This is a genomic window from Marinomonas sp. ef1 (assembly GCF_002806845.1).
GTDB classification, from domain to species: Bacteria; Pseudomonadota; Gammaproteobacteria; order Pseudomonadales; family Marinomonadaceae; genus Marinomonas; species Marinomonas polaris.
The window spans coordinates 198,161-224,132 of sequence record NZ_NHTT01000004.1 but is presented as its reverse complement, the minus strand read 5'-3'; the positions used below and the strand labels follow the sequence as shown (position 1 = coordinate 224,132).

At 43.3% G+C, this 25,972-nt stretch carries 23 protein-coding genes; 15 read left to right on the top strand and 8 right to left on the bottom strand.

The window, feature by feature from the left end; translation table 11 throughout:
- Position 1: 1 nt before the first annotated feature.
- The 4 genes from CCS02_RS07580 (at position 2) to phoR (ending at position 3,533) form a co-directional block, all read left to right on the top strand.
- Positions 2-562: a chorismate--pyruvate lyase family protein gene (locus CCS02_RS07580; RefSeq protein WP_072839382.1), complete on the top strand. Its 561-nt coding sequence runs from the start codon at positions 2-4 to the stop codon at positions 560-562.
- The gene (ubiA, locus tag CCS02_RS07575; RefSeq protein WP_100636263.1) at positions 559-1,413 is read left to right on the top strand and encodes a 4-hydroxybenzoate octaprenyltransferase; all 855 of its coding nucleotides are present in this window, start codon (positions 559-561) and stop codon (positions 1,411-1,413) included. The genes CCS02_RS07580 and ubiA overlap by 4 nt, the downstream gene beginning before the upstream one ends.
- An 84-nt stretch (positions 1,414-1,497) precedes the next feature.
- Positions 1,498-2,193, top strand: a complete 696-nt coding sequence (gene phoB / locus CCS02_RS07570; protein ID WP_048814168.1) for a phosphate regulon transcriptional regulator PhoB — start codon at positions 1,498-1,500, stop codon at positions 2,191-2,193.
- On the top strand, positions 2,190-3,533 hold the full coding sequence (phoR, locus tag CCS02_RS07565) for a phosphate regulon sensor histidine kinase PhoR (protein ID WP_072839380.1): 1,344 nt from the start codon (positions 2,190-2,192) through the stop codon (positions 3,531-3,533). Before phoB ends, phoR begins: the two co-directional genes overlap by 4 nt.
- 65 nt (positions 3,534-3,598) lie before the next feature.
- Here the strand turns inward: phoR and CCS02_RS07560 are convergent, their stop codons facing one another.
- Together CCS02_RS07560 and cysZ are read right to left on the bottom strand one after the other, a co-directional pair.
- Positions 3,599-4,441, bottom strand: coding sequence for a response regulator (locus CCS02_RS07560; RefSeq protein WP_012072062.1), 843 nt, complete (start codon positions 4,439-4,441; stop codon positions 3,599-3,601).
- Complete coding sequence (gene cysZ, locus CCS02_RS07555) at positions 4,441-5,220, bottom strand: sulfate transporter CysZ (RefSeq protein ID WP_012072063.1); 780 nt, start codon at positions 5,218-5,220, stop codon at positions 4,441-4,443. Before cysZ ends, CCS02_RS07560 begins: the two co-directional genes overlap by 1 nt.
- A gap of 342 nt (positions 5,221-5,562) precedes the next feature.
- On the opposite strand from cysZ, the gene CCS02_RS07550 reads away from it, so the two are divergent.
- The 8 genes from CCS02_RS07550 to CCS02_RS07515 all read left to right on the top strand — a co-directional run bounded on the left by CCS02_RS07550 (position 5,563) and on the right by CCS02_RS07515 (position 14,080).
- On the top strand, positions 5,563-7,173 hold the full coding sequence (locus tag CCS02_RS07550; protein WP_100636262.1) for a peptide ABC transporter substrate-binding protein: 1,611 nt from the start codon (positions 5,563-5,565) through the stop codon (positions 7,171-7,173).
- A 148-nt stretch (positions 7,174-7,321) separates the two neighbouring features.
- Positions 7,322-8,242 (top strand): oligopeptide ABC transporter permease OppB, encoded by a 921-nt coding sequence (gene oppB, locus CCS02_RS07545; RefSeq protein ID WP_072839378.1) that lies wholly within the window; start codon positions 7,322-7,324, stop codon positions 8,240-8,242.
- Positions 8,243-8,253: 11 nt separating this feature from the next.
- Positions 8,254-9,180, top strand: a complete 927-nt coding sequence (oppC, locus tag CCS02_RS07540) for an oligopeptide ABC transporter permease OppC (RefSeq protein WP_072839377.1) — start codon at positions 8,254-8,256, stop codon at positions 9,178-9,180.
- Between the two features lie 9 nt (positions 9,181-9,189).
- On the top strand, positions 9,190-10,179 hold the full coding sequence (locus CCS02_RS07535) for an ABC transporter ATP-binding protein (protein ID WP_072839376.1): 990 nt from the start codon (positions 9,190-9,192) through the stop codon (positions 10,177-10,179).
- Positions 10,179-11,180: a murein tripeptide/oligopeptide ABC transporter ATP binding protein OppF gene (oppF, locus tag CCS02_RS07530; protein WP_072839375.1), complete on the top strand. Its 1,002-nt coding sequence runs from the start codon at positions 10,179-10,181 to the stop codon at positions 11,178-11,180. Before CCS02_RS07535 ends, oppF begins: the two co-directional genes overlap by 1 nt.
- A gap of 203 nt (positions 11,181-11,383) precedes the next feature.
- A complete protein-coding gene (locus CCS02_RS07525; protein WP_100187272.1) occupies positions 11,384-11,911 on the top strand; it encodes a molybdopterin-dependent oxidoreductase in 528 nt (175 codons plus the stop codon).
- Positions 11,912-11,913: 2 nt separating this feature from the next.
- The gene (locus CCS02_RS07520; RefSeq protein ID WP_100187271.1) at positions 11,914-13,755 is read left to right on the top strand and encodes a sensor histidine kinase; all 1,842 of its coding nucleotides are present in this window, start codon (positions 11,914-11,916) and stop codon (positions 13,753-13,755) included.
- On the top strand, positions 13,748-14,080 hold the full coding sequence (locus CCS02_RS07515; RefSeq protein ID WP_100636261.1) for an Hpt domain-containing protein: 333 nt from the start codon (positions 13,748-13,750) through the stop codon (positions 14,078-14,080). The genes CCS02_RS07520 and CCS02_RS07515 overlap by 8 nt, the downstream gene beginning before the upstream one ends.
- 16 nt (positions 14,081-14,096) lie before the next feature.
- Here the strand turns inward: CCS02_RS07515 and CCS02_RS07510 are convergent, their stop codons facing one another.
- The 6 genes from CCS02_RS07510 to CCS02_RS07485 all read right to left on the bottom strand — a co-directional run bounded on the left by CCS02_RS07510 (position 14,097) and on the right by CCS02_RS07485 (position 21,398).
- Positions 14,097-14,597 carry a GAF domain-containing protein gene (locus CCS02_RS07510; protein ID WP_100187269.1) on the bottom strand — a complete coding sequence of 167 codons (501 nt, stop codon included), beginning with the start codon at positions 14,595-14,597 and terminating at the stop codon, positions 14,097-14,099.
- Positions 14,598-14,744: 147 nt separating this feature from the next.
- On the bottom strand, positions 14,745-15,458 hold the full coding sequence (gene phoU, locus CCS02_RS07505; RefSeq protein WP_100187268.1) for a phosphate signaling complex protein PhoU: 714 nt from the start codon (positions 15,456-15,458) through the stop codon (positions 14,745-14,747).
- 14 nt (positions 15,459-15,472) lie between these two features.
- A complete protein-coding gene (pstB, locus tag CCS02_RS07500) occupies positions 15,473-16,303 on the bottom strand; it encodes a phosphate ABC transporter ATP-binding protein PstB (protein WP_100187267.1) in 831 nt (276 codons plus the stop codon).
- A gap of 20 nt (positions 16,304-16,323) precedes the next feature.
- On the bottom strand, positions 16,324-18,024 hold the full coding sequence (gene pstA / locus CCS02_RS07495) for a phosphate ABC transporter permease PstA (protein WP_100636260.1): 1,701 nt from the start codon (positions 18,022-18,024) through the stop codon (positions 16,324-16,326).
- An 11-nt stretch (positions 18,025-18,035) separates the two neighbouring features.
- Positions 18,036-20,297 carry an ABC transporter permease subunit gene (locus CCS02_RS07490; protein ID WP_198515343.1) on the bottom strand — a complete coding sequence of 754 codons (2,262 nt, stop codon included), beginning with the start codon at positions 20,295-20,297 and terminating at the stop codon, positions 18,036-18,038.
- A 132-nt stretch (positions 20,298-20,429) separates the two neighbouring features.
- Positions 20,430-21,398: a PstS family phosphate ABC transporter substrate-binding protein gene (locus CCS02_RS07485; RefSeq protein WP_100187264.1), complete on the bottom strand. Its 969-nt coding sequence runs from the start codon at positions 21,396-21,398 to the stop codon at positions 20,430-20,432.
- Positions 21,399-21,642: 244 nt separating this feature from the next.
- Here CCS02_RS07485 and CCS02_RS07480 point away from each other — a divergent pair, with 244 nt between their 5' ends.
- From CCS02_RS07480 to CCS02_RS07470, 3 genes are read left to right on the top strand one after another with little or no spacing between them, the layout of a single operon-like run.
- Entirely contained in the window at positions 21,643-23,337 is a 1,695-nt protein-coding gene (locus tag CCS02_RS07480; RefSeq protein WP_100636258.1) for a sensor histidine kinase, read from the top strand.
- Positions 23,330-24,676, top strand: coding sequence for a sigma-54-dependent transcriptional regulator (locus CCS02_RS07475; RefSeq protein ID WP_100636257.1), 1,347 nt, complete (start codon positions 23,330-23,332; stop codon positions 24,674-24,676). Before CCS02_RS07480 ends, CCS02_RS07475 begins: the two co-directional genes overlap by 8 nt.
- A gap of 31 nt (positions 24,677-24,707) precedes the next feature.
- Positions 24,708-25,943: an ABC transporter substrate-binding protein gene (locus CCS02_RS07470; protein WP_100636256.1), complete on the top strand. Its 1,236-nt coding sequence runs from the start codon at positions 24,708-24,710 to the stop codon at positions 25,941-25,943.
- Positions 25,944-25,972 lie beyond the last annotated feature (29 nt).

Sequence of the window (25,972 nt, the reverse complement as noted above, 5' to 3'; positions counted from 1 at the left end):
TATGACGTTAATGAACTCTTCTGCCGCGCAGCAATTTGACTATCGTTGGTCACCTGTAGATCAGATTAATAAGGTAAAAGTACCTAAAAATCTATGGCCTTGGCTTATTACTGAAGATTCCTTGACGGCAAAACTTAAAAGCCTAGGAACATTAACAGTTGATGTACTTGAAGATACTTGGGGAACCCCAACTGCGAGAGAACGAAAACGCCTAAAGTTGCGGCCAAGAGAAGCCGCACGTATTCGTACCGTCTTGCTCAAAGTCGACAACGAAGCCGTGATTTATGCTCGCTCGATCATTCCTGCCAGGTCTTTAAAAGGCCATTGGCGACAAGTAAAACATTTAAAAGACAAGCCATTGGGCGGCTACTTATTTCAACATAAAGGGCTATCTAGGAGTTGTATTGAAGTCACTCAGCTGCCAAAACGTATGTTTCCAAACCAACCTAGTGCGTTATGGGCAAGGCGCTCTGTGTTCCACCAGTTTGGCCCTGGAATATTGGTCAATGAAGCTTTCTTTGATGAAATTAACCAACTAAAAACGCCGTTTGGATTGTTATGAACAAACTTAAAGACTACGCAGAATTAACTCGATTCAACCGCCCTATCGGCTCATTTTTGCTGATGTGGCCAACATTGTGGGCGCTATGGCTGGCAGCCGATGGTATGCCTCAATGGCATTTGGTGATTATCTTTATTTTAGGTGTTTTCAGCATGCGCTCAGCGGGCTGTGTCATTAACGACTACGCGGATAGAAAAATCGATGGTTTTGTTGATCGCACCAAAAATCGCCCTTTGCCTTCTGGTCGAGTATCCGAAAAAGAAGCACTGATGCTGTTTTGTGCTTTATCGATTTTAAGTTTTATCCTAGTGCTATTTACCGATCTGAGGACTATTTTACTGTCGTTTGCAGGTTTGGGCCTTGCTGCACTGTATCCATTTATGAAACGATATACTCATCTGCCTCAGCTTTTCCTTGGTTTGGCCTTTTCTTGGGCGATCCCTATGGCCTACAGCGCCCAAGGTGGGGACTTAACAGATCCCGAATTATGGATGTTGTTTGTCGCGAATTGCTTTTGGACCATTGCTTATGACACGTATTATGCAATGACAGACCGTCCAGATGATCTCAAAATAGGCGTCAAATCCACCGCAATCTTATTTGGGCAATACGATTTATTTGTCATTGTTTGCCTGCAAGGGCTAACCTTATCTTTATTGACGTGGATTGGCCTACTAGCAGGACTACATTGGCTATACTTTGTATCACTAATCGTTTGTGTCGGACTCTTTTATCAACAATTTAAACAAGCAAAAGAACGCGACCGCCAAGCTTACTTCCGATCTTTTTTAGATAACAACCGCGTTGGTTACTGTGTCTTCATTGGTCTAGTCGCAAGCTATTTTATGTAATATATGGCAAAGTTGTGACAATGTAACCGAATTGTCACATTAGATCGCTTTAATGAAACCGTTCCTGAGATGAGGATAAATCCTGTGACCGGTAAAAAAGTATTAATTATTGACGACGAATCTTCCATACGCGAAATGATCGCCATCGCTCTTGAAATGGCAGGCTACGAGTATTTGGAAGCAGAAAACATTCAGCAAGCGCATGAAATCATTGTGGACCACCGTCCAGATCTAATTCTTGTAGATTGGATGATGCCCGGCGGTAGCGGTATTGAGCTTACTCGCAGATTGAAAAAAGACACTACGACGGCTGAAATTCCGGTCATTATGCTGACCGCGAAAAGTGAAGAAGACAATAAGATCCAAGGTTTAGAAGTTGGCGCGGATGATTACATCACCAAGCCTTTCTCACCTCGTGAATTAGTTGCACGACTCAAAGCTGTCTTGCGCCGCGCGACACCTCAAGGGGTTGATGAGCCAATCGAAATCGAAGGCCTAACCCTTGATCCAATTAGTCAACGAGTTACCATAGGCAGCCGTCCTTTAGATATGGGGCCGACAGAATACCGTCTATTAAAGTTTCTCATGACCCATCAAGAGCGTGCCTATTCAAGAGCACAATTGTTGGATCAAGTATGGGGTGGAAATGTCTACGTTGAAGAACGTACCGTTGACGTCCATATACGTCGTTTACGCAAAGCCATTGGTAGTACTCATGATTTCTTGATACAAACTGTACGAGGAACAGGCTACCGCTTCTCAGCAAAAAGGTCCGTATGAAAACAGTTTGGCGAAACACCATTATTACTTGGCTCGCGGGGCTCGCAGCCTGCATTGTCATAGGCCTAGTCATTGGTCAGTTGTTGGGTGTTTTGCTGCTGTACGTTTTAGGCTCTTTGTACTGGCAACTTTATCAGCTATATCAATTCCATAATTGGCTGCGTCATTCTGGTCGTGCAGCACCGCCAGAAGCCAGTGGAATTTGGGGTGAAGTATTCGATGCAGTCTATCGATTGCATAAGAAACAGCGCAAATCCAAACGTCGCATGCGCCAAGCCCTAACAAGAATTGAAAGCTCTACAACCGCCTTAAAAGAAGGCGTTATCATGGCTGATAACCAAGGCAACTTGGAATGGTGGAATAACTCGGCAGCACATTTTCTTGGATTAATGCGTCCTGTCGATCGCGGCCAAGTGATTACCAATATTGTCCGTAGTCCTGAGTTTTTCCGATACTTCAGCCAAAAACGCTTCGGTGAACCTTTGGTCATCAAGTCTCCAGCCAAAGATGGCGTGTATTTAGAAATTCAAACCACGCTGTACGATAAAAACGATCACTTGATTTTCGTTCGTGATGTGACCCGCTTACACTTGCTAGAGCAGATGCGTAAAGACTTTGTCGCTAACGCATCACATGAGCTGAAAACGCCGCTAACGGTCATTAAAGGCTATTTAGAAACCCTAGACATGTTTAAGGACAGCCTGCCCAAAAGCATGCAAAAAGGCATTGTGAATATGTCAGAGCAGTCTGAGCGGATGGAACAACTTATCGAGGATCTGTTACTGCTGTCTCGATTAGAAAGTAATGACAAGCGTGAAGAAAACCAATGGCATAAGGTCTCAGACCTAGTAAAAACCATTACCAATGCGACCACGCCTATCTTGACTGACAAACATACTCTTGTCTTGGATATCCCTGTGGAAGCTCGACTGTACGGCTCTTATAAAGAGCTATACAGTGCTTTTTCGAATCTAATTTTTAACGCCATAAAATACTCACCAGATGGTGGCGAAATCGCTATTAAATGGGAATCCAGTGAGTTTAACGGTGTATTTTCGGTGAAAGATTCCGGACTGGGCATAGAACCAAGATACATTCCTCGACTCACAGAACGGTTTTTCCGCGTCGATAAAGGAAGAGGATCGAAAACTGGCGGTACAGGTCTTGGCTTAGCCATCGTAAAGCACGTGTTATTGCATCACGATGCCAAACTACAAATCCGTAGTCAGCCAGGTTTCGGCAGCACGTTTTCTTGCCACTTCCCAGCGAATCGCACCAGAAACGATACAATTCCGGCGATAGCATTTAATACCGACGACACACCGCCAACAGACCAATAATAAAAAAGGGACACATGGCATTCATGCGTCCCTTTTTTCATCATTCAAATCAAACCAAAAAATACTTATAAGCTATCAAACAACTGGCTAATAAACGCCTCTTTCTCGCTATCCTGATCGATTAAACTCAAGATAACCGTCAAAAAAGTAGAGTCGTGTTTTTTCTCTGTGGTAGCGACGGATTGAACATAATAATTCAAACGATTCATCGCGCCCTTATGTTCCAGATCCAATACCGCCTGCCCCAAGACTTGTGGCACAACATCATCACTCTTTATAAACATCGTTGCTTCAGTTTTACTAAACTGAATAATCATGCAGCGAAATTGTTTTCCCTCAAAACGTACTTGAGTTGGAATTTTAACGTCTTTAACTGTCACAACTGGTGCGTCTGGATTCGTAAACTTGGTAGCCTTCACAGGAGTGCTTTTGCCTGCTCCCATTAATACATCCAGCGATGCCGAACTGACGCCACCAGGCGAGACAGATTCACGGGCTTTTTGAGACGTCAGCTTCTTTTCAAGTCCATGCTTTTTCGCAGCCGATATGACTTTGTTAGCGAGCTGTTCACTAGAAAATGGTTTGCCTAGATAATCCGTCACACCTGATTGAACAGCTTCCACCACATGGCTTTTATCACCACGGCTAGTAATCATCACAAATGGCACGTCTTCTTTTTTGTATTTCGGTTGTTCTCGGCACCACTTAAGCAGCTCAACGCCTGTCATTTCAGGCATTTCCCAATCGCACAACACCATATCAAACTGAATTTTATTTAACATTTGTTGTGCTTTACGTCCATTCACCGCCTCTTCAATTTCAACCGCAGGAAACTGCTTACGCAATGTGCGCCGAATCAAGTCACGTGTAAAAGAGGCATCATCTACTACCAAAATTTTTAACGACATCACAAAGTTCCATTAGTACGATCTAACAAGGCAGAAAAATCCCCATGTTGTGATCTGAAAACCGAAATCCACAATAATGTGGCAGCTACAACAGCAATCGGCATAACGAATAGGTTAAAGAAAGGAATCGTCAAACCAACCATTACTATGCCGCCAAATGTCCAACATAACAAAGGTTTGGAGCGTAATGCCATTCTCATGTCATGAAATTTAACCTTATTATTATCAAAAGCATAATCCATATATTGCAGGGATAACATCCAAGCCGAAAACAATAGTAATAATACTGGAGCAATAACATTAACAAGAGGGATAAAAGACAATAACAGTAACAAAATAAAACGAGGTAAAAAATACAATATTTTCTGGAATTCTCGCTGTAAACTGCGACCAACTATCGCGATAAGAACGCCAGCCGTCAGCGTTTCATCAAAAACCTTCCCTGTTTCCTTTTCTTCTACTTTTTCTGCTAGAAACGCCATAAAAGGCGCCGCCAAAATATTCACACCTACTGAAAAACTATAGAACAAAAGTACACTAATAATAGCGGCAAATATCAAATAAAACAGCCAATTTAAAAAGGAAACCCACTCAGGTAGATATCCCATTGCCGAGTCCATTAAGGTCTGAAAATAGCTAAAAGCGACCATATATAATAAGCCGACTAAAACAAAATTCGCCAACAAAGGAGCCAATATAAACAGTCTTAAGTCTTTCGAAAAAACCAAGGGAAACGCTTTTAAAAAAGCCCCAGCGGCTTTAAATGGGTGTGTGATCACGATGCTGTATTACTCCTGAATTTAAACCTTTTCATCAAATTTATCTAAGAACCACAGAATATCATGACGACTTTCGCGGCTCCACAAAGCCTTTCAAATTGAAGGTTCATAAACTGAAACAGCAACGCCTTCAAGCCTTATAGACACCAAACATGCAATTTTCACCGCTCTTTTATAAAGCTTACATTTATTAGACGCATGACCTGATACGCAATTTCGATTGTGACCTTTAGCGAATTGGTGAACTATGAAACCGTAAGACGAATACGAACCAGTGCAGGTATCGCGTCTGAATATAAAAAGCACATACACAAAAGCTAACTCACAAGGGACAATATAAAAATGAAAATGACATTACTCGCCAGTGCTATTATGGCTACATCTATCTTCACTCTAGAAGCTCAAGCTGCTGACGTACCAGCAGGCGTAGAATTAGCGGCTAAACAAGAACTTGTTCGTGGTGGTGGTGCAGAACCCGCAACCCTTGATCCACAAAAAATGGAAGGCACACCAGCTTCTATTCGTTCTAAAGATCTTTTTGAAGGTTTATACAACCAAGATGGTGACGGTAACCAAGTACCAGGTGTCGCAGAAAGCTATGACGTAAACGCCGACAACACTCAATACACCTTCCACCTCCGTAAAGATGCCAAATGGTCTAATGGCGACCCAGTCACAGCAGAGGATTTTGTTTACGCTTTTACTCGTGCTGTTGACCCTGCACTTGCTTCTCCATACGCATGGTTCATGGAAATTCCATCTATTGTTAATGCGACTAAGATCATCGCCGGAGAAGCCGCCCCTTCTACTCTTGGCGTTAAAGCACTAGACGACCATACTTTCCAAGTGACGCTTGAGCGTCCAGTGCCTTACTTTGTAAAAATGACCTCTCATCAAACAATGTTCCCTGTACCGAAAAAAGTGGTCGAGAAATGGGGGGATAATTGGACAAAACCAGAGCATATGGTGTCTAACGGCGCGTATAAAATGGACGAATGGGTCGTGAACGAAAAAATGGTTTTCACCCGCAATACGAACTATTGGAATGATGCCAAAACAATCATCAACAAGGTTACCTATTTACCAATTGAATCACCTAATGCTGAGCTAAAACGCTTCCAAGCGGGTCAAATGGATCTTAGCTACGAGATACCAAATGACCACTTCAGACAGCTCATGCGAGACATTCCTGATGAAGTTGTCGTTACGCCAAAACTAGGCACCTATTACTACCAATTCAACGTAACAAAAGCACCATACAACGATGTTCGAGTACGTAAAGCTTTGTCCTATGCCATTGATCGTAACGTAATCACAAAGTTTGTAACGGGCACTGGTGAATTACCTGCGTATTCTTTCACACCAGAAGTAGTAAACGACTTCTCTCCAGCAACACCTGAGTACGCAACTTGGTCACAAAAAGAACGTGACGATAAAGCCAAGGCTCTATTAGAAGAAGCCGGATACACTCAAAGCAACCCTCTGTCTTTCAGCTTGCTTTACAACACCAACGAAAACCATAAGAAAATCGCCATTGCGATTGCTTCTATGTGGAAAAAAACCTTGGGCGTTAACGTTACCCTGGAAAACCAAGAGTGGAAAACTTACCTAGAAACGAAAAAGCATCAACAATTTGATATTGCACGTGCGGGTTGGATTGGTGACTACAACGAAGCCTCTACTATGTTAGATCTTCTAACAACAACTCACGGTAATAACGACGGTAAGTACAGCAACGCAGAATACGACAAGCTTTTGCACGATGCCCGTACCATGCAGCACCCTACCGAGAACTACAACAAAGCAGAAGAAATCGCCATTGAACAAGACATGGCAGTTGCTCCTATTTATCAATATACCGAAAAACGTTTAGTAAAAAGCTACTTAGGCGGTTACATGCCTAATCCAGAAGATAACGTTTACGTGCGAGATATGTACATCATCAAGCACTAAGGCGCTGTTTATAGATTGAATAGTACTTAAAAATTAAAAAGTACTTTGTGTTAAACCATGCCCAGTGCTTTAGCGCTGGGCATCTCTTGAATTCCCTACAGGTTCCTAGCATTAGTCGCCATTTATAGCGCCTAGTCCGGTAATTTTTATGCTGACATTTATTTCAAAACGCATTTTAGAAGCCATTCCAACATTATTAATTTTGATTACGGTTTCTTTTTTCTTAATGCACTCTGCTCCAGGCAGCCCATTCTCCAGCGAGCGTACTTTGCCACCAGAAGTATTAGCAAACATTAACGCCAAATACCATTTAGATGAGCCGGTCATTAATCAATATTTTTATTACCTTGGTGGCTTACTTCAAGGCGATCTAGGACCTTCTTTTCGCTATAAAGATTTCACCATTAACGAACTGATTGCACAGAGTTTTCCTGTCTCTGCTGAAATCGGCATTTGGTCTTTTCTTGTCGCTCTGCTCATTGGTGTGGGCTGTGGCATTATCGCAGCACTGCGCCAGAACTCTTGGTTAGACTACGGAGTCATGGGCTTTGCAAACCTTGGGATCGTGCTGCCGAATTTTGTTTTGGCTCCTTTGTGTATCCTGTTTTTCTCTATTTATAACCATTGGTTACCGCCCGGTGGCTGGAATGGAGGGGCTTGGCCTTATTTGGTGATGCCTGTTATTGCCATGTCCACCAGCTATATTGCGCAGATCGCACGTATTACTCGCGGTAGCATGATAGAAACCATGCACTCCAACTTTATCCGTACCGCACGAGCAAAAGGCCTACCGAAGTATCGCATAATCTTTCAGCATGCTTTGCGCCCCGCCATGCTGCCTGTTGTTTCCTATCTTGGGCCTGCGTTTGTCGGCATCGTGACAGGTTCTGTGATTGTAGATGTGTATTTTGGCACCGGCGGTATTGGTCAGCACTTTATTAATGGCGCACTGAATCGCGACTATTCCATGGTCATGGGTGTCACCATTTTGGTCGGTACATTAACGATTCTATTCAATGCCATCGTCGATATTTTATACGCTGTTATTGATCCGAAAATTCGCTACTAAGGCCTCCTATTATGATTACTACAAAAGACAAAATTCAGGCCGTCGAACAGTTCGCCGAAAAAGTGGTGGAAGTCGAAGGTCGCAGTTTATGGCAAGACGCTCGTCGTCGCTTTTTTTCTAACCATGCCGCTGTCACCAGCTTAATTGTACTGACTATTATTACGGCAATTGCTTTGCTAGGCCCGTTTTTCAGCCAATGGAATTACGACGATATCGACTGGGAAGCACTATCTGATATTTCTACTTTGGGCCGCCCAAACATTGAAAACGGTCATTATTTTGGTACCGACACTCTAGGCCGCGATATTTTTGTTCGTACCATGCAAGGCGGACAAATCTCGCTATTGGTCGGCATCATGGGCAGCGCGGTAGCTATTGTAATAGGTACGCTTTACGGCGCGGCATCGGGTTACATAGGCGGTCGCGTTGACAGTGTCATGATGCGTTTCTTGGAAATTCTTAACTCTTTCCCTTTCATGTTTTTCGTGATCATTTTGATGACCTTGTTTGGTCGCCATATCTTCTTGATCTTTGTCGCCATTGGCGCGATCTCTTGGCTCGACATGGCGCGGATTGTTCGCGGCCAAACATTGAGCCTAAAAAACAAAGAATACATCGAAGCGGCTTACGCTTGCGGCGTGTCTACACCAAAAATCATCTTGCGCCACATTGTGCCAAACGTACTCGGTATCGTGGTCGTTTACGCTACTTTATTAGTGCCGAATATGATCTTGCTTGAGTCTTTTATCAGCTTCTTAGGACTCGGTGTTCAAGAACCAATGACAAGCTGGGGCGCATTGATTTCTGAAGGTGCTCAGAATATGGAAATAGCTATATGGCAATTGGCTTGGCCGCTTAGTTTCCTTGTCGTTACTCTGTTTTGTTTTAACTTCCTCGGCGATGGCTTACGCGATGCGCTTGATCCAAAAGACCGCTAAGGAGACCTTATGAGCTTATCAAATACAAAAAATTTGCTAGAAGTTAATAATTTACGAGTTAACTTCAGAACCCCAGATGGTTTTGTTACCGCAGTGAATGATCTGAACTTCACACTGGCACAAGGGGAAACCCTCGGCATCGTGGGTGAATCTGGTTCTGGTAAAAGCCAAACCGCTTTCGCTCTTATGGGATTGCTAGCCGGCAATGGTGTCATTGAAGGGGAAGCGCGCTTTAACGAGCAAAATATTCTTACCCTGAATGAAAAAGCCATGAACCGCATCCGCTCCAAAGAAATTGCGATGATTTTCCAAGATCCAATGACTTCATTGAATCCTTATATGAAAGTCGGTAAGCAGCTAATGGAAGTCTTAATGCTACACAAAGGCATGAGCAAAGCCGAAGCCTTTGAAGCCTCGGTCAAAATGCTCGACGCGGTGAAAATGCCCGAAGCGCGCAAACGTATGAACATGTACCCGCACGAATTTTCTGGCGGCATGAGACAGCGCGTGATGATCGCTATGGCCTTGTTATGCCAACCTAAGCTGTTAATCGCTGATGAGCCAACCACCGCCCTAGACGTAACCGTACAAGCTCAGATTCTGACCTTGCTAAACGAATTAAAAGACGACTTCAACACCTCCATCATCATGATCACTCATGATTTGGGCGTGGTCGCTGGCTTATGTGACAAAGTGTTGGTGATGTACGCCGGACAAACGATGGAATATGGCACCGCAGAAGATGTGTTTTATCGCCCTACGCATCCGTATACGCAAGGTTTATTAAAAGCCATTCCACGCCTAGATGCCGATGACGAAAAACTATCGACCATTCCAGGCAATCCACCAAACTTATTGCATATGCCATCTGGCTGTCCGTTCCAAACGCGCTGTGAATTTGCTAAAGAGCGCTGTGGAGAAAGCATGCCTGAGCTAAAAGAGTTTGCACCGGGTCAACTACGAGCTTGTCATAAATCCGTTGATGGATGGATCGCCTAATGAACACTTCAAATAACGTATTAATGGAAGTGAATAACTTAAAAGTCCACTTCAACATAAAGTCAGACAATGCATGGCCATGGGAAAAAGGCCAATCACTAAAAGCAGTAGATGGCGTTAATTTAACTATTTATGCTGGGGAAACTCTCGGTGTGGTAGGCGAATCTGGTTGTGGTAAATCCACGCTCGCGCGAGCTTTACTGCGTCTTGTGCCAATCACCGAAGGTAATGTGGTTTGGCTAGGTCAAGACCTAACGGATCTGGACAAAAAACAAATGCGCAGCAAGCGCCAAGAACTGCAAATGATCTTTCAAGATCCATTGGCGTCTCTTGATCCTCGTATGACAGTGGGCGATATCATCGCCGAACCGCTTAGAACCTTTCGTCCAGAACTATCAAAAGAAGCAGTAAAAGCTGAAGTTCGTAACATAATGGATCGCGTGGGTTTATTACCTAACGTGATTAACCGTTATCCTCATGAGTTTTCCGGTGGCCAGTGCCAGCGTATCGGTATTGCTCGCGCTTTGATCCTCAAACCAAAATTAGTTGTATGTGACGAGCCTGTTTCAGCGTTGGACGTTTCCATCCAAGCTCAAGTGGTCAATCTGTTAAAAGAGTTGCAAGCGGAAATGGGCTTGTCTTTGGTGTTTATCGCTCACGATTTAAGTGTGGTAAAACACATTTCAGACCGTGTATTGGTGATGTACTTGGGCAATGCAGTTGAATTAGCCAGCAAACGAGCGCTTTATGAAAACCCTCAGCACCCATACACCAAAGCCTTGATGTCTGCTGTGCCTGTACCGGACCCAAAAGTAGAGCGTGGTAAGAAAATTCAGCTCTTGACGGGGGATTTACCCTCTCCGATAAGTCCGCCGTCTGGTTGTGTTTTCCGTACGCGTTGCCCCCATGCAAATGAAGGTTGCGCGCAACAAAAACCTATCTTGCAAGTGTTATCAAATGAGCACCAAGCCGCCTGCTCGCGTCTTGCTGACATAACTTAATACATCTATTAAGTACGAAGAAGATACAGGCAAAACCAATTAAGCCGTTTTGAGGTTTCTCAATTAAGAGTACCAAAAACGGCTTAATTGTCTCTAAAACCCGCTATTCTTTCATTTCAAAGCGAGTATTCATCACACAAGCTCGCTATTTTTGTCTATCATAGAGTAAAAATCAGTCAAGCAACTAAGTTAGGCTCTTATTCATGCGTTTATGCTCTTCTTATACAAATCTAAATCCTCTTGTATTACTGTTTTTAGGTGTTATTTCTATTGCGTCCTACGCAGCAGATAAACCGAAAGGTAGAGTAATACTGACTGTATCTGGGGCGATTAATACCTCAAATTCAGAACAAGAATCGGCTTTTGATTTAGCCATGTTAGAGACCTTGCCACAACATTTCATTACTACCCATAATCCATGGACAAAAGGCATTCACACTTACCAAGGTTTTTCTGCCGCGGACCTATTAAAACAGTTAGGTAGTACAGCTACATTTTTACAAGTCACAGCTCTTAATGAGTACATGACTGAAATCCCCCTTAGTGACTTTACGGAAAACGGCGCGATTTTAGCAACTCATCTAGACGGAAAGCCGATGAGTGTTAGAAATCTCGGTCCCATTATGGTGATCTATCCATTCGATGAGCGTGAAGAGCTCAAATCAGAAATATTTTATGGTCGCTCCATCTGGCAAATTGATCGCATCAAAGCAATTGTGGTAACGGAGTAAAAATGGAGCGCTTGTTTAAAGGGAATACTTGGCTATCCAAATTCAAGCTATGGGTACTGTATGGTTTTATAGCTTTTATTATTGCCATCACCATTGCTGTATTCGGCATTATCACTTACACCAGTGATAGCTCAAAAAACAACAGTCGGCGCGTTTTTGAAAGCTCTTTATGGAACACTCTACAACTACAAATACAATCATATCGTTTTCTTAATTACTTAATAGCATTAGAAGATAGCGATTACCCTCTGAACGGCAATGCCTTCTTTGAATATGACTTGCTAATGAGTCGAGTAGACTTGCTTAGACAAGGAGATGTTGGCTCTCTGATTCGCACTTTCGAAGGAGGACGTACAACTAGGCTATTGAATATTATTAACGGTGAGTTAGAGCTACTCAGTTTCAATTTATCTAAAATAGAAAATGGCGATACTTCCTATCTACCCGACTTAATTGAACGTATTCAACGTATCGAAGATCAAATCAACGAATTTGTCACTTTAGTAAACAAAGGCAGCAATGAGTTCATCAGTAACCAACATAGAACCTTGCAGAAAAACTTAGATGATATTCAACTGCTCTCAATGGCACTGTTAGCCTGTTTACTGTGTTTATGCTTTTTTACAGTAAAAGGATTAACTGAACTTAAAAATGTCATTAGGCGTAACAAAGATCTTAAGCTAGGCATCCAAACAATTAACGAAGATAAAGCCAATTTACTCTCCTTCGTGAATCAAGAAATACGCTCTCCTATAAATGCTATTCTAGGAACGGCTAAAACACTAAATTGTACGACGTCAAAAAATGACATAAAGGTGCTATCAAAACATATTGACGAATCAGGTCATCAATTACTTCAAACCATAGAAATGCTCTCTGACTTAGCATTAATTGATGCCAAGCAGCTAACACTTAACCCAACGATCGAGTATCTCCAAAATAGTGTTGAGGATTGCCTTGCTATTTTTGAGCCTCAGATGGCGCGGAAAAACTTACAAAGCATCCTCTATATTGACCCTCTTTTGCCCAAAGATATCAGCCTAGATTTTATTAGGACGAAAGAAATCATTGTTGCGCTGCTGCAAAATGCCATCACACATACGCCATCAGGTAGCATTAGTTTGCAAATTAGACCCTCAGCACTAAGTGCGCCTCAAATGCCACTAGCTACAGACACAAAAGAAATCCGAGTACTACAAATTGCCCTTAGAGACACTGGGCTAGGCATGCCAAATGAGTTACAACAAAATTTAAGAGTAAACCCGTATTTACCTATGCAAAAAGAAGGACCTCTACCCAGTAAAGTCGGCTTGAGTCTGGCGTTATGCCACAAATTAGTTTATCTAATGCAAGGTGAGATGCATTTTTCCTGCGCACCGCAAAAAGGCTGTGAATTTTGGGTAGATATACCTTTTTATGTACCCAACGATTGCCCGTCGACAAAACAGCTAAACTTTCAATGCCCAGATCAAACGCAAGCATTGATCATTGAAACAGACATACACCTAGCTAAAATTATTAGTTTGCAGCTAGCAGCATTTAATATCGACGCAGTTATTTCAAAAGATGGTAGCCTGCAAGAATACAAAAACTACGATATGGTTATTCTGGGTAATACTCCTAGATTCGAACGCGATGGCTATGATGCACTACAACAATGGAAAACAAAGTCATGCCCTATTCTTGGCTATCACCCTCAAGCGGTTAACAACTCAGAATACCCAATCATGCCTTTACAATTTCCACTTACTCAGACCCAACTAGAGCCACTTATTGCGAGCCTCTTTTCATATCAAATAACAGCATCCCAAGAAACATCGTCAAAGGCCCATAAAAATGATTGATCACGCCCATCTAGATTCTCTTATTCAGCTACTAGGAAAGGACACAATTAACACAATACGCTTGGAGTTTGTTGACGACAGCAATGAGAAAATGGCCCAGCTCATGCAAGCTTGGGAAAAAAGAGACCATCAAGAATTGAAGCAAGTGAGTCATTCACTCAAGTCCGCCAGTTTAAATATGGCTATGCAGATATTTGCTAAACAATGCCAGTTAATAGAAACAGCAGCAACACAGCATAGTGAGCAAGGAATGCAAACCATCATCGATGGCCTGCCCGCCATTCATCAAGCATCACTAGACGAGCTTGAAGCGTACTTTTTATAACAAAAAATTAACACAGTTAAATTGACCAGCTAAAATCTGTAGCTTCAATAAAAGTCGCTACAAAAGACTCTAGACCGGCTTGGTCAACATCAGAGAATCGACCTACTTTTGGGCTATCCATATCAAACACAGCCATTAGCTGACCTCCCACCACAACAGGAATGACGACCTCGCTCGCCGATGCAGCATCACAGGCAATATGGCCGTCAAATGCGTGAACATCTTCAATACGTTGAGTCTGCAAAGTAAGTGCTGCCTTACCGCATACTCCGCGACCGAATGGAATACGAGTACAAGCCACCTTACCCACATAAGGCCCGAGTACTAATTCCTCGCCACGAGCAAAATAGAAACCCGACCAATTCAGATCCGTTACAGTTTGCATAACAAACGCTGAAAATTGCGCGGCATTACAGATAAAATCGCGCTCTCCGCTTAGCAAAGCAGCTAACTGAGCGTTGAGCTCTTGATAAAACTCTTCAGAAGAGCCAGTAGAATGAGTTTCTATGGTAAACATCGTATTTCACACCAGTTAAAACGAAAAACTGATGATAACAAAGTCAATGAAAAGAAGAAGGTAGGAAAGACAATAATAAAAAATGGAAGGACCAGAAAAACTCGATCTCTTGGCTCATGAAGAGGACCAAGAGATCGACAATAACACTTATTTTTTATTCATATCGGCAGAAAGGTCATTCACATTCACATGACGAACATCGACACCTTTTACCATGAAGATCAAATGCTGACAGGTATGACGAGCATGATCGCCAATACGCTCCAAAGAACGTAATACCCAAATCACGTTAATCACACGAGAAATACTACGTGGATCTTCCATCATATAGGTCACCAAAGAACGCATTGCAGTATTGTATTCTTGATCCACAGTACGATCTTGTTTAGCAACCTTAATAGCCGCTTCAATGTCTAAACGCGCATAGGCATCTAAAGAATCATGAATCATGCGTGACACCATTTGACCGATACGATTGATCTCTACGTAACCACGAGGAGACTCACCTTCATTGATCAGGTTTAATGTCAGATTAGCAATTTTCTTCGCTTCATCGCCAATACGCTCTAGCTCACTTACCGCTTTACTAATCGACAAAACCATACGCAAATCAGATGCTGCAGGTTGGCGCTTAGCCAAGATACGACGACACTCTTCGTCAATCAAACCATCTAACTGATTTACCGTAGCATCTTGGTTTTTCACGTCTTCTGCCAAAGAGCCGTTCGCGTCTAATAAAGCCTGTACCGCGTCTTGCACTTGGTTTTCAACAACACCACCCATGGTCAAAAAGTGTTGGCGAAGCAATTCCAGCTCATTGTTAAACTGCTGGGAAATATGATCCGTTGTTAATTCTTTCATAATGCGTCCTCCGCCTAGCCGTAGCGGCCCGTGATGTAGTCTTCTGTTTGTTGTTTGCTCGGGTTAGTGAACAAAGTGTTCGTGTCGCCAAACTCAATCAAATCACCCATATACATAAACGCTGTGTAATCAGATACGCGCGCTGCTTGCTGCATGTTGTGTGTCACAATCGCGATAGTGAACTCGTTTTTCAACTCATGGATCAACTCTTCGATCTTCAACGTTGAAATAGGGTCCAACGCCGATGCAGGCTCATCCAGCAATAACACTTCCGGTTTTACCGCAACCGTACGAGCGATAACCAAACGTTGCTGCTGACCACCAGACATACCCAAAGCGCTTTCGTGTAGACGATCTTTTACTTCGTCCCACAAAGCCGCTGAGCGCAATGCCCATTCAACCGTTTCATCAAGCAAACGTTTTTTGTTAATGCCCTGAATACGAAGGCCGTAGGCGACGTTTTCATAAATGCTTTTTGGAAACGGGTTTGGCTTCTGAAATACCATGCCAACACGGCGACGTAGCTCAGCAACATCTGTGCCCTTAGCGTAGATATTCTCATCACGTAAGTTGAGTTCACCTGTAATACGGCAACCATCTACCAAATCATTCATGCGGTTAAAACAACGCAATAATGTCGATTTACCGCAACCAGAAGGCCCGATAAACGCTGTTACCTTTTTTTCTGGAATGACCATGTTTACGCCTTTCAGCGCTTCTTTTTCACCGTAATACAGGTGCAAATCGTTTACAGATAGGCAAACGGTTTCATCTTCAATGCGCAACGCCTGTTGGCTACGCTGCATTGCTGAAATATCAATTGAGTGTGTTTTAACGTCGCTCATAATAATCTCTTCTCCGCCGCTTACATTTCCAGCGATTTGTATTTTTCACGTAAATGATTTCGGATCGTTACTGCTGACAAATTCAGCAAAGCAATAACCACCACAAGCAATAAGGCTGTTGCGTACACAAGAGGTCGTGCCGCTTCCACGTTAGGACTTTGGAAACCAACGTCATAAATATGGAAGCCTAGGTGCATGAATTTTTGATCTAAATGGATGTAAGGGTAATTACCATCCAATGGCAATGATGGCGCTAGTTTCACTACCCCAACCAACATCAATGGCGCCACTTCGCCTGCCGCACGAGCGACCGCCAAAATAACCCCAGTCATGATAGCCGGACTCGCCATTGGCAAGACCACTCGCCATAAGGTTTCCGCTTTCGTTGCACCCAATGCCAAGCTGCCTTCACGAACGTTGCGAGGAATACGCGACAAACCTTCTTCGGTTGCTACAATCACTACAGGTACAGTCAATAGCGCTAACGTGATAGACGCCCACATCAAACCACCGGTACCAAAGGTTGGAGATGGCAAGGCTTCTGGGAAGAACGCTTGGTCAATACCGGAACCTAAAAAGTAAATAAAGAAACCTAAACCAAACACACCGTAAACGATAGAAGGTACACCTGCTAAATTGTTTACCGCGATACGAATAATACGAGTTACCCAACCTTGAGACGCGTATTCACGAAGATAAACCGCCGCAACCACACCAAATGGTGTCACCAGAACCGTCATCAGCAGAACCATCATGACAGTACCGAAAATGGCTGGGAACACACCACCTTCCGTGTTGGCTTCACGCGGCTCGTCTGACAAGAATTCCCACAATTTAGTGAAGTAAAAACTCATCTTCTGAGGCACGCCCATCGCGTTAGCACGGTAAGCGTGAACAATCTTGGCTACCGGCATTTCATGCACAGAGCCGTCCATCACTTGCACAACAAAGGTATCGCGGTTGATTTTGGCATAAAGGTCGATCAGGCTTTGCTGAAGGCCTTTGTACTCTTCATCGTATTGACCACGTTCTGCTGCAAGATCTGCCGCTGCCGCTGGTGTTAGCTTGTTTTCTAGTTCTAAACGACGTTGCTCAAGACGAATACGCTCCAATGCGTAGTTGATCTTACCAATGTCTTTTTTCTCAATTTCATGGATCTCATCGAAAAGAACGGCTGCACGTTCAATGCTCTTCTCAAACGCATTCCATGTCGCCATAGCCGAATCAGTTGGCGTCAAGTCTGTGGTTTCAGAAACGATCTTGCCATCTTCTTTCACTGCTTTAAGGTAACCATATAAGTTACCCCATTCACGACGCTCAGCGGTGAATAACATTTCTGGACGTTTAGTATCGGTTAGATATTCATCGATAACCCAACGAAAATCCGAACCGTACACATCACGGTTACCGGTTTTCATGAGAGTACGTTGCATCAACTGATGTTGATCTGGAATAGCAATTCCCGCTTCACGTAACTGGGCCGCAGGAACTTCCACGCTTTCAACTCGTTCTGCAACAAGATTGTATTCAGATTCACCTGGCAAAGCGTAATGTGTTTCTACCACATCCGCAGGCCAAAAATGCCCTAAACCACGCACTGCAATAAGCAGTAACAAACCTACAACCATGATGACTGAAATAGCTACTGCGCCTGCGTTTAGCCACACCCATGGATCACCAGACTTGACCCATTCAGATACGGATTTTTTCTTCATTTTCATTTGAGTACTCATTATAGCGACCCGTATTTTTTGCGTAGGTGCTGACGCACGGTTTCAGCGATTGTGTTCACCACAAAGGTGAAGATAAAGAGCACAAACGCCGCTAAGAACAAGATACGATAGTGAGAACTTCCCACCTCAGACTCTGGTACTTCTACCGCCAAGTTGGCTGCTAAAGTCCTCATACCTTCAAAGATGTTGAAATCCATAATCGGCGTATTACCCGTTGCCATCAATACAATCATGGTTTCGCCCACCGCACGGCCCATACCAATCATTACCGCGGAGAAAATACCAGGGCTTGCTGTTGGCAATACCACACGAGTCATGGTTTGCCAGTAAGTCGCACCCAACGCCAATGAACCTTGAGTTAAGGCTTTTGGCACACTAAAGATGGCATCTTCAGTAATAGAGAAAATAGTCGGGATAACCGCAAAGCCCATGGCAAAACCAACCACCAGCGCGTTACGTTGGTCAAAGGTAATACCAAGATCATGAGTAATCCAGCCGCGAATGTTGCCACCAAAGAAGTTCAATTCAATGATTGGACTCATCGCCAAACAGAACCAAGCTAAAAATACGATAACTGGAATAAGCAACAATGGCTGCCAGCCATCAGGCACCAACCAGCGAATTTGCTGAGGTAAACGTGACCAAATATAAGCAAATAGTAGAATACCAACCGGCAGAACGACGAAAATACTGAACGTTGCTGCTAGGTTTTCTTCTAAGAAGGGCGCGAAGAACAAACCCGCTAAGAAGCCCAAAATTACCGTTGGTAGGGCTTCCATCAATTCGATCACAGGTTTGATCTTACGACGTAATGCAGGCGCCATGAAGTAAGCTGTATAGATAGCACCACAAATCGCCAAAGGCACCGCCATTAACATCGCATAGAATGCTGCTTTCAAGGTACCAAATGCTAATGGCATCAAGCTGTATTTAGGTTCGAAGTCATTGTTCGCCGCAGAAGACTGCCAAGTGTAAGTCGGCTCTTGGTAACCTTCGTACCACACCTTGCCCCACAAAGAGGACCAAGATACTTCTGGGTGTTCGTTGTCTACGTGGAAGAAATGCACACCTTTGCTGTCTTCTAACAACAAACCGTTTGCTCGTGGTGCAAAGCTGATTAGGCGAGCGGTTTTATCACTCAGTTTTTCATTCAAAACTTGGCGAGTAGATGTTGCATTATAGATAGCAACCAAGCCACGCTCATCCAAGGTAGCAAAACCTTTACGACGTTGCTCCATTGCCAAATCGACTAAGGCAACAGGTTGTTTAACATCGCGAATAAAAGTGAGTTTTTCTTCGTTGGTATCATCGTTACGAACGTTAAACCACTGGCTCACTCGACCAGAAGAGTCCGCTACCATGATAGAAGACTTACCCAATAGGTAGGTCATCGAAATAAGTTTGGTACTAGCGTCTTTGAGCAGTGACATTTCATTTTTAAGCTCGATATTATCGAAATCTCGCAGATCAAACTCACTCATGGCACCAGAACGCGTCGCCACATATAGGTAACGCTGATCACCACTCAGTAGCATGCTGGCTACATCAGGAACGAAAGGTAATGGCTCGCTCTGCTCGCTCAATTCCACTTCATCAGTGATAAAGTTAACGTCTTTCGTTACTTTAGTGATGGCGCTGCTTGAATCACCAATCGCCGCCATGGTTAAACTGTCGCTGCCATCACGAAGCGCTAGCTTCTTGATCGCGAAATCCGCCACATCAACAGGTTCTTCACCATATGGGTATTCAACCACTGGCGTAATTTTACGCTCGCCACCAGGATAAGAAGTCTTGTAATCATGTTTTACAATCAGCGCTTTACCGTCTTCGTAACCAAACGCCATTAAATGGCTAGTATCTGATTCAATAGCAAAGGCGGTGACTTTTTCAGTACGAAGATTTTTGACAATATTGATCACGCTGCCATCAGCAACAGAGAAGAAGACAATACTACCATTACTCGCCACTCGCATACCGATTTCAGCTTGCTCTTCGGTAGTTAAGTAAAGGCTTTCACCTTGATCCTGTGCAGGCAAGGTGTAGCTCGCCTTAGGATCAATACTAGCGCTAGAAAACAATGGCGCCACTTCATAAAGTAAATAGAAGCAAATCAGCAGCACAGCCAAAATAACACTGCTGCCACCCACGGCAATACCCATTCCAGCCATACGGTCTTTCAGGGCGCGAATTTTACGATGACGCTTTAAAGCTGGCGTATTGAAATCCAGCTCAGGCATCTGATGGTCAGTTGATTTAGTCATCCGCATTCATCTTTGTTGTGTGACATTTTTTTATGTGACAGTAGTGTGACAGCCTACTGCACAGAGAAAAGTAGGAGAGCGTTTCGGCCCTCCTACTTTAAGCATCTAATCCGTAGCTCACTACAGCGCTGCTTAGTTAATACCTAGATCTTTCAGATATTTACTAGCTACTTTCGCTGGAAGAGGTACATAACCGTCTTTTACGACAACCTCTTGGCCCATTTTAGAAAGAACCATTTTCACGAACTCACGTTGTAGTGGTTCAAGCGGCTTATTAGGCGCTTTGTTTACGTAAACGTAAAGGAAACGAGACAGTGGGTATTTGCCAGTCGCTGCATTTTCAATCGTTGCATCAACAAACTCGCCACCGTCTTTCTTAGTCAAAGGTACGGCACGTACAGAAGACGTTTTGTAACCGATGCCAGAGTAACCAATACCGTTAAGAGAAGTTGATACAGACTGAACAACAGAAGCAGAACCAGGTTGCTCATTTACACTGTTTTTGAAGTCACCTTTAAAAAGCGCGTGCTCTTTGAAGTAACCGTAAGTACCAGATACTGAGTTACGACCAAATAATTGAATGTCGCGTTTAGCCCAAGCACCGTCTAGGCCAGCTTTACCCCAGTTAGTGATGTCTTCGCTGTGGCCACCCTTACGAGTAGAAGAGAAAATCGCATCTACTTCAGGAAGAGACAAACCTTTGATTGGGTTATCTTTATGTACGAATACCGCTAGAGCATCGATAGCCACTGGGATAGCTGTTGGCTTGTAGCCGTACTTTTTCTCAAACGCTGCGATTTCTTTGTCTTTCATTGTACGAGACATAGGGCCGAAGTTTGAAGTACCTTCAGTCAAAGCTGGTGGCGCAGTAGAAGAACCAGCCGCTTGAATTTGGATGTTTACATTTGGGTATAGACGTTTAAAGTCTTCTGCCCACAATGTCATCAAGTTTGCTAGGGTGTCAGAGCCAACACTTGAAATATTGCCAGAAACGCCACTTGCTTTGCTGTAAGACATCAAATTTGAATCAACATCTGCAAAAGCGTTAACAGAAACGCTTACTGCCGCTGTCATCGCTAAACCTGCAACTAGTTTTTTCATCACATAAACCTCAGTGGTTGTAGTCAAATATTTATGAGCAACTGCCCATAGCTCGTTCGATGCTTTGTACTATAGGAAAGATATGTGACAGAAATGTTAAACAATGAAATATTTCAAAAATAAATTATGAGTCTTTACAAAACCAATAGGAAATCGTCACGAGCAAACAGCAAGTTTCTTTGTCCATACGATTTTAATCGCTGTAACATATTCCAACACTACGCCATTGAAAGGGCCCACTAAGTTGCTCAAACGTCAAAATAAACGCTTATCTAATCGTTACTTATTATTGTCCCTAGTAGTAGCGCTCGTGCCATTATTGGTTTTTTCCGGACTCTATGACACTTATCTGAATCAGCTAGTTATAAAAATATCGAGTGAACAATTAAGTACTCGCGTTGCGACTGTTCAGAATGAATTTCAGGCTAATCTTCGTGAGCGACTTTATCAGCTTGATGTCCTAGCCGATGAATTAGACAACCCCAAAATTTATACGCTTGATGGAGCTCAGTCGTTGTCGTCTGAATTGCAAACCTTGCTAAGAATTCAAACAGACTTACAAAATGTCTATGGCATTGCATTTTTTGATGAGCACAAACAATACTTGTGGAGCTTTCCTGAATACGCCTACTCGCAAAACCGCTACAATCAATCCTTGATCTATCCTGTTACACAATTTGAAGACGCTGGCATTTATGGTCCAGAAACCTATTCATTTGATCGACCCTCTTCCGTCTTATTATTAAAACAAATCAACACCAGCAGTTTTGCCATCGAACATGCGCCATACATCGGCATTATTCTGCGCTTTAATTCGCTCGCTTCTATACCCAAGATACTCGGTGTCGATGGTATTTATACACCATTATTAGATGTTCCTGGTGATCGTTTATTTGATATCGTCGGTCAGCCTGTGGACAAAGATACAAGCATTAACACCAGTTATGATTTGCTGCCCAACTGGTCACTAAAGCTGCGTCAAAACAAAGATCTTTCTAGCCCACCAAGTGCAGAAATGCGTTACTGGCTGATTCTCTTGGTACTATTTACCGCCGCAGGCCTATTACTGCTGCATTGGTATATTTCAAAACGCTTAAACCGACAACTGGATAAACTCATTGATCGCGTCGAAAGTATTGCTGCTGGCGATTTAGACTCACCAGTGCCATTGCAACCAGGAACAGAATTAAAACGGTTAACCTTAGCCATTGATCGCATGCGCTTACAACTACATCACGTAATTCAAGCATCAGTAGAAATGGAGAGACAAGCCTCATTAGGACAACTGGCGGCGGGATTAGCTCATGACATTCGAAATCCGCTGACCATTATCCGTATGACGATACAAACTTTAATTAAGCGAGAATCCAACCCGCAACATAATGAAATGCTGGTGATGGTTGAAGAAGAAATAGAGCGCGTTAATCGAGTCATTGAAAACTTGCTAAACTTCGCTCGACCGACACAACCAAAATTAGAGAAAATAAGCTTGCTAGAACTGCTAGAAGGTATTCGAGCACTGGTAAACGCGTCAGCCAGAAAACAAAATGTTGGGATTGCGCTAGACTGTGACCCTTTACTTGAGATAACTGCCGATTTGTCTCATATTCGACAGATTTTAATGAACTTAATACTCAATGCGATTCAGGCAATGCCAACAGAAGGTGGGCAAATCACCTTGCTTGGCTCAAAGAAAGATGGGCAAATTATTTTATCCGTAATCGACAATGGTAAAGGCATTCCAGCATCACTCATGCCACGAGTATCGGAACCTTTCTTTACTACTAAGTCTGCGGGCACAGGATTAGGATTAGCAATCTGTCATGTATTAGCCAAGTCCAACCATGCTGAACTTTCCATCGAAAGTCAGGAGAATACAGGCACTAAAGTTCAACTATGTTTTCAAAACGACCGAATAGAAGAAGATAAATATGAGTAGCCTAACTGTTTTGGTAATAGATGATGAACCCAACTTGGTTCGCAGCATCCAGTTCTCCCTTATTGACCAAAACATGGATCTCCACGCGGCGTATTCTGGAACCGAGGGTATAAAAACATTTACAACCTTAGTTCCAGACGTCGTGTTATTGGATTTAGGCCTACCAGACATGTCCGGCTTAGACGTATTAACTCAGTTAAAAAGCCTATCTGCTGACACGCCAGTCATCATGATTTCCGCACATGGTGATACTAGAACCGCAGTAAAAGCAGTAAAAGAAGGCGCGCTCGACTACATCACCAAACCGTTTGATATCGATGAGTTAGAACTTTTAATTCGTCGCTGTGGTGAACAGCAGAGGCTATCAAAAGAACTGCGCTTTTTGCGCTCTAAGCAAATCCATACGCATCGTATTATTGGCAATAGCCATAACACCCAACAGCTCCGTGACATGATAGAACAAGTAGGTAGTAGTGCTGCTAAAACCATTTTGATCTCAGGCCAATCCGGAACAGGGAAAGCCTTAATTGCGCGCAGCTTGCACGATGTTCGTTTTGATAATGCCCCTTTTATCGAAATAAATTGTGCCGCCCTACCTGAACAGCTTATCGAGGCAGAGCTATTTGGTGCAGAACGCGGTGCCTATACTGGCGCGGTACAAAAGCGAGATGGTCTTATTTCATTGGCAGATAATGGCACATTATTTTTAGATGAAATTGGCGAAATGCCATTAGCCATTCAAGCAAAATTACTGACGTTTCTAGAGAATCGCGTTTATCGCTCCATTGGTGGAGGAAAAGAACGCAAAGCCAATGTCGTGGTCATTGCTGCCACCAACAAAGACCTTAAAGAGGCCGTTGATGCCGGTACTTTCCGCGCCGATTTGTACTACCGACTCAATGTGGTACCAATTAATGCCCCAGCGCTAAGTGAGAGAACGGAAGACATTGCTTTATTAGTAAGTTTCTTCAGTGAGCAATTTGCAAAACAAGAAGGCTGTAACCCACCAATTTGGAGCGATGACGTTATTTTCCAACTTAAAGCCTACTCGTGGCCGGGTAACATTCGGGAACTCAAAAACTTAGTCGAACGCATTACTATTTTGTATCCAGGCCAAGCAGCCATGCCAAAACATTTACCAAGCGAATATCGACAAGGCCCACTGCAGCCTAAAATAGAGGACTCAAATTACTCTTCGTCAGTAGAAAACAAAGAACGAGAGCTAATCCTAAGTGCTTTAAGCAAATGTGGCGGCAGAAAAGGCCTTGCTGCCGAACAACTCGGCATATCTAGGCACGCTTTAAAACGCAGAATACAAAGACTTCATATAGATCTTTAAACTCAGAAAAAATAACAATAAGAATGCCCTTATGAAAAAATTAACTTGGTTACTCACCCTATTAGGATGTTTCACAGCAACAAACAGCCAAGCCGAAATAGTGCTAGGCAATCAAGACAAAGCTGACATAAATGTTGGCTGCCTTTTTCCGCTTACTGGACGTGGCGGTTTATATGGCGAAGACAGTAAAATTGGCATTCAGCTAGCACTGGAACAGTTGGCAAACAAAACTGATCACTATCCTAGTTTAAAAATCATTATTGAGGATTCTAGATCGAAAGCCTCACGAGCCACACGTTTAGTAAAAGAATTGGTAAGAGATCATCAAACACGCTTCATTTGTGGCGTGGTGAATTCATCTATTGCGTGGCAAGTTGCCCAAGTTGCAGAGCAAGAAAACGCCTTTTTTATTGGCACTGATCACGCTTCATCTCGCATGACAGATACAGGCAAGCGCCCTTTATATTTTCGAGTCAGTAATAACACCCAACAAAGTATGCTGGCAGGGGCCAAATACATTCGTGAGCATTTTCCGTCTTCCGCCAGCACACCCATTAAAATTTCCTATATTGGCCCAGACTACGAGTACGGCTACACCATGTGGGATGATTTAGAACATGCTCTTAAACAGCAACAAGTTAACTATGAAGTCGTCACTACTTTATGGCCCAAACTTTATGAACCAAACTACTTTACCTTTATTCAGGCACTCCTAGAGAAGCCAACAGATTTGATCGTAAATGCCATGTGGGGTGGCGATCTTGTCACCTTTATTCAACAAGCCAATAGCGCTAAGCTTTTCCAACATGCACGTTTTGCTAATTTCGACACTGGCGCCAACTTTGAAGTCCTTGCAGCATTAGGCGAAGACATGCCCGAAGGACTCATTTTGGCATCTCGTCATCACAATAACTGGCCAGACACAGCATTCAATCAATGGTTTGTATCACGCTTCCATGAGTTAAGCGGACGCTATCCTTCTTATGCTGCCGAAGGTGCGTACTCAGGAATAATGGCCATTGCTGAAGCCGTTCACCTTGCGGGTGTCGATGCAACTAACGAAGAGTTGCAAACTGTACTCGAAAACTTAGTGATTAAACTACCAGAAGATCCCACAGGTTTTTCGTCCTACATGGACGCAAACACTCACCAACTTCAGCAAGTTATTTCCATCGGAACCTCGACTAAAGACACCTCCCTTCCCCCAGCAGCACGTTTGCTGCATAACTGGTCGGTTTACTACCCTGATCGTCGTCAATCGCACTAATTTTTTGAGCGGATACCGATCATAAAATG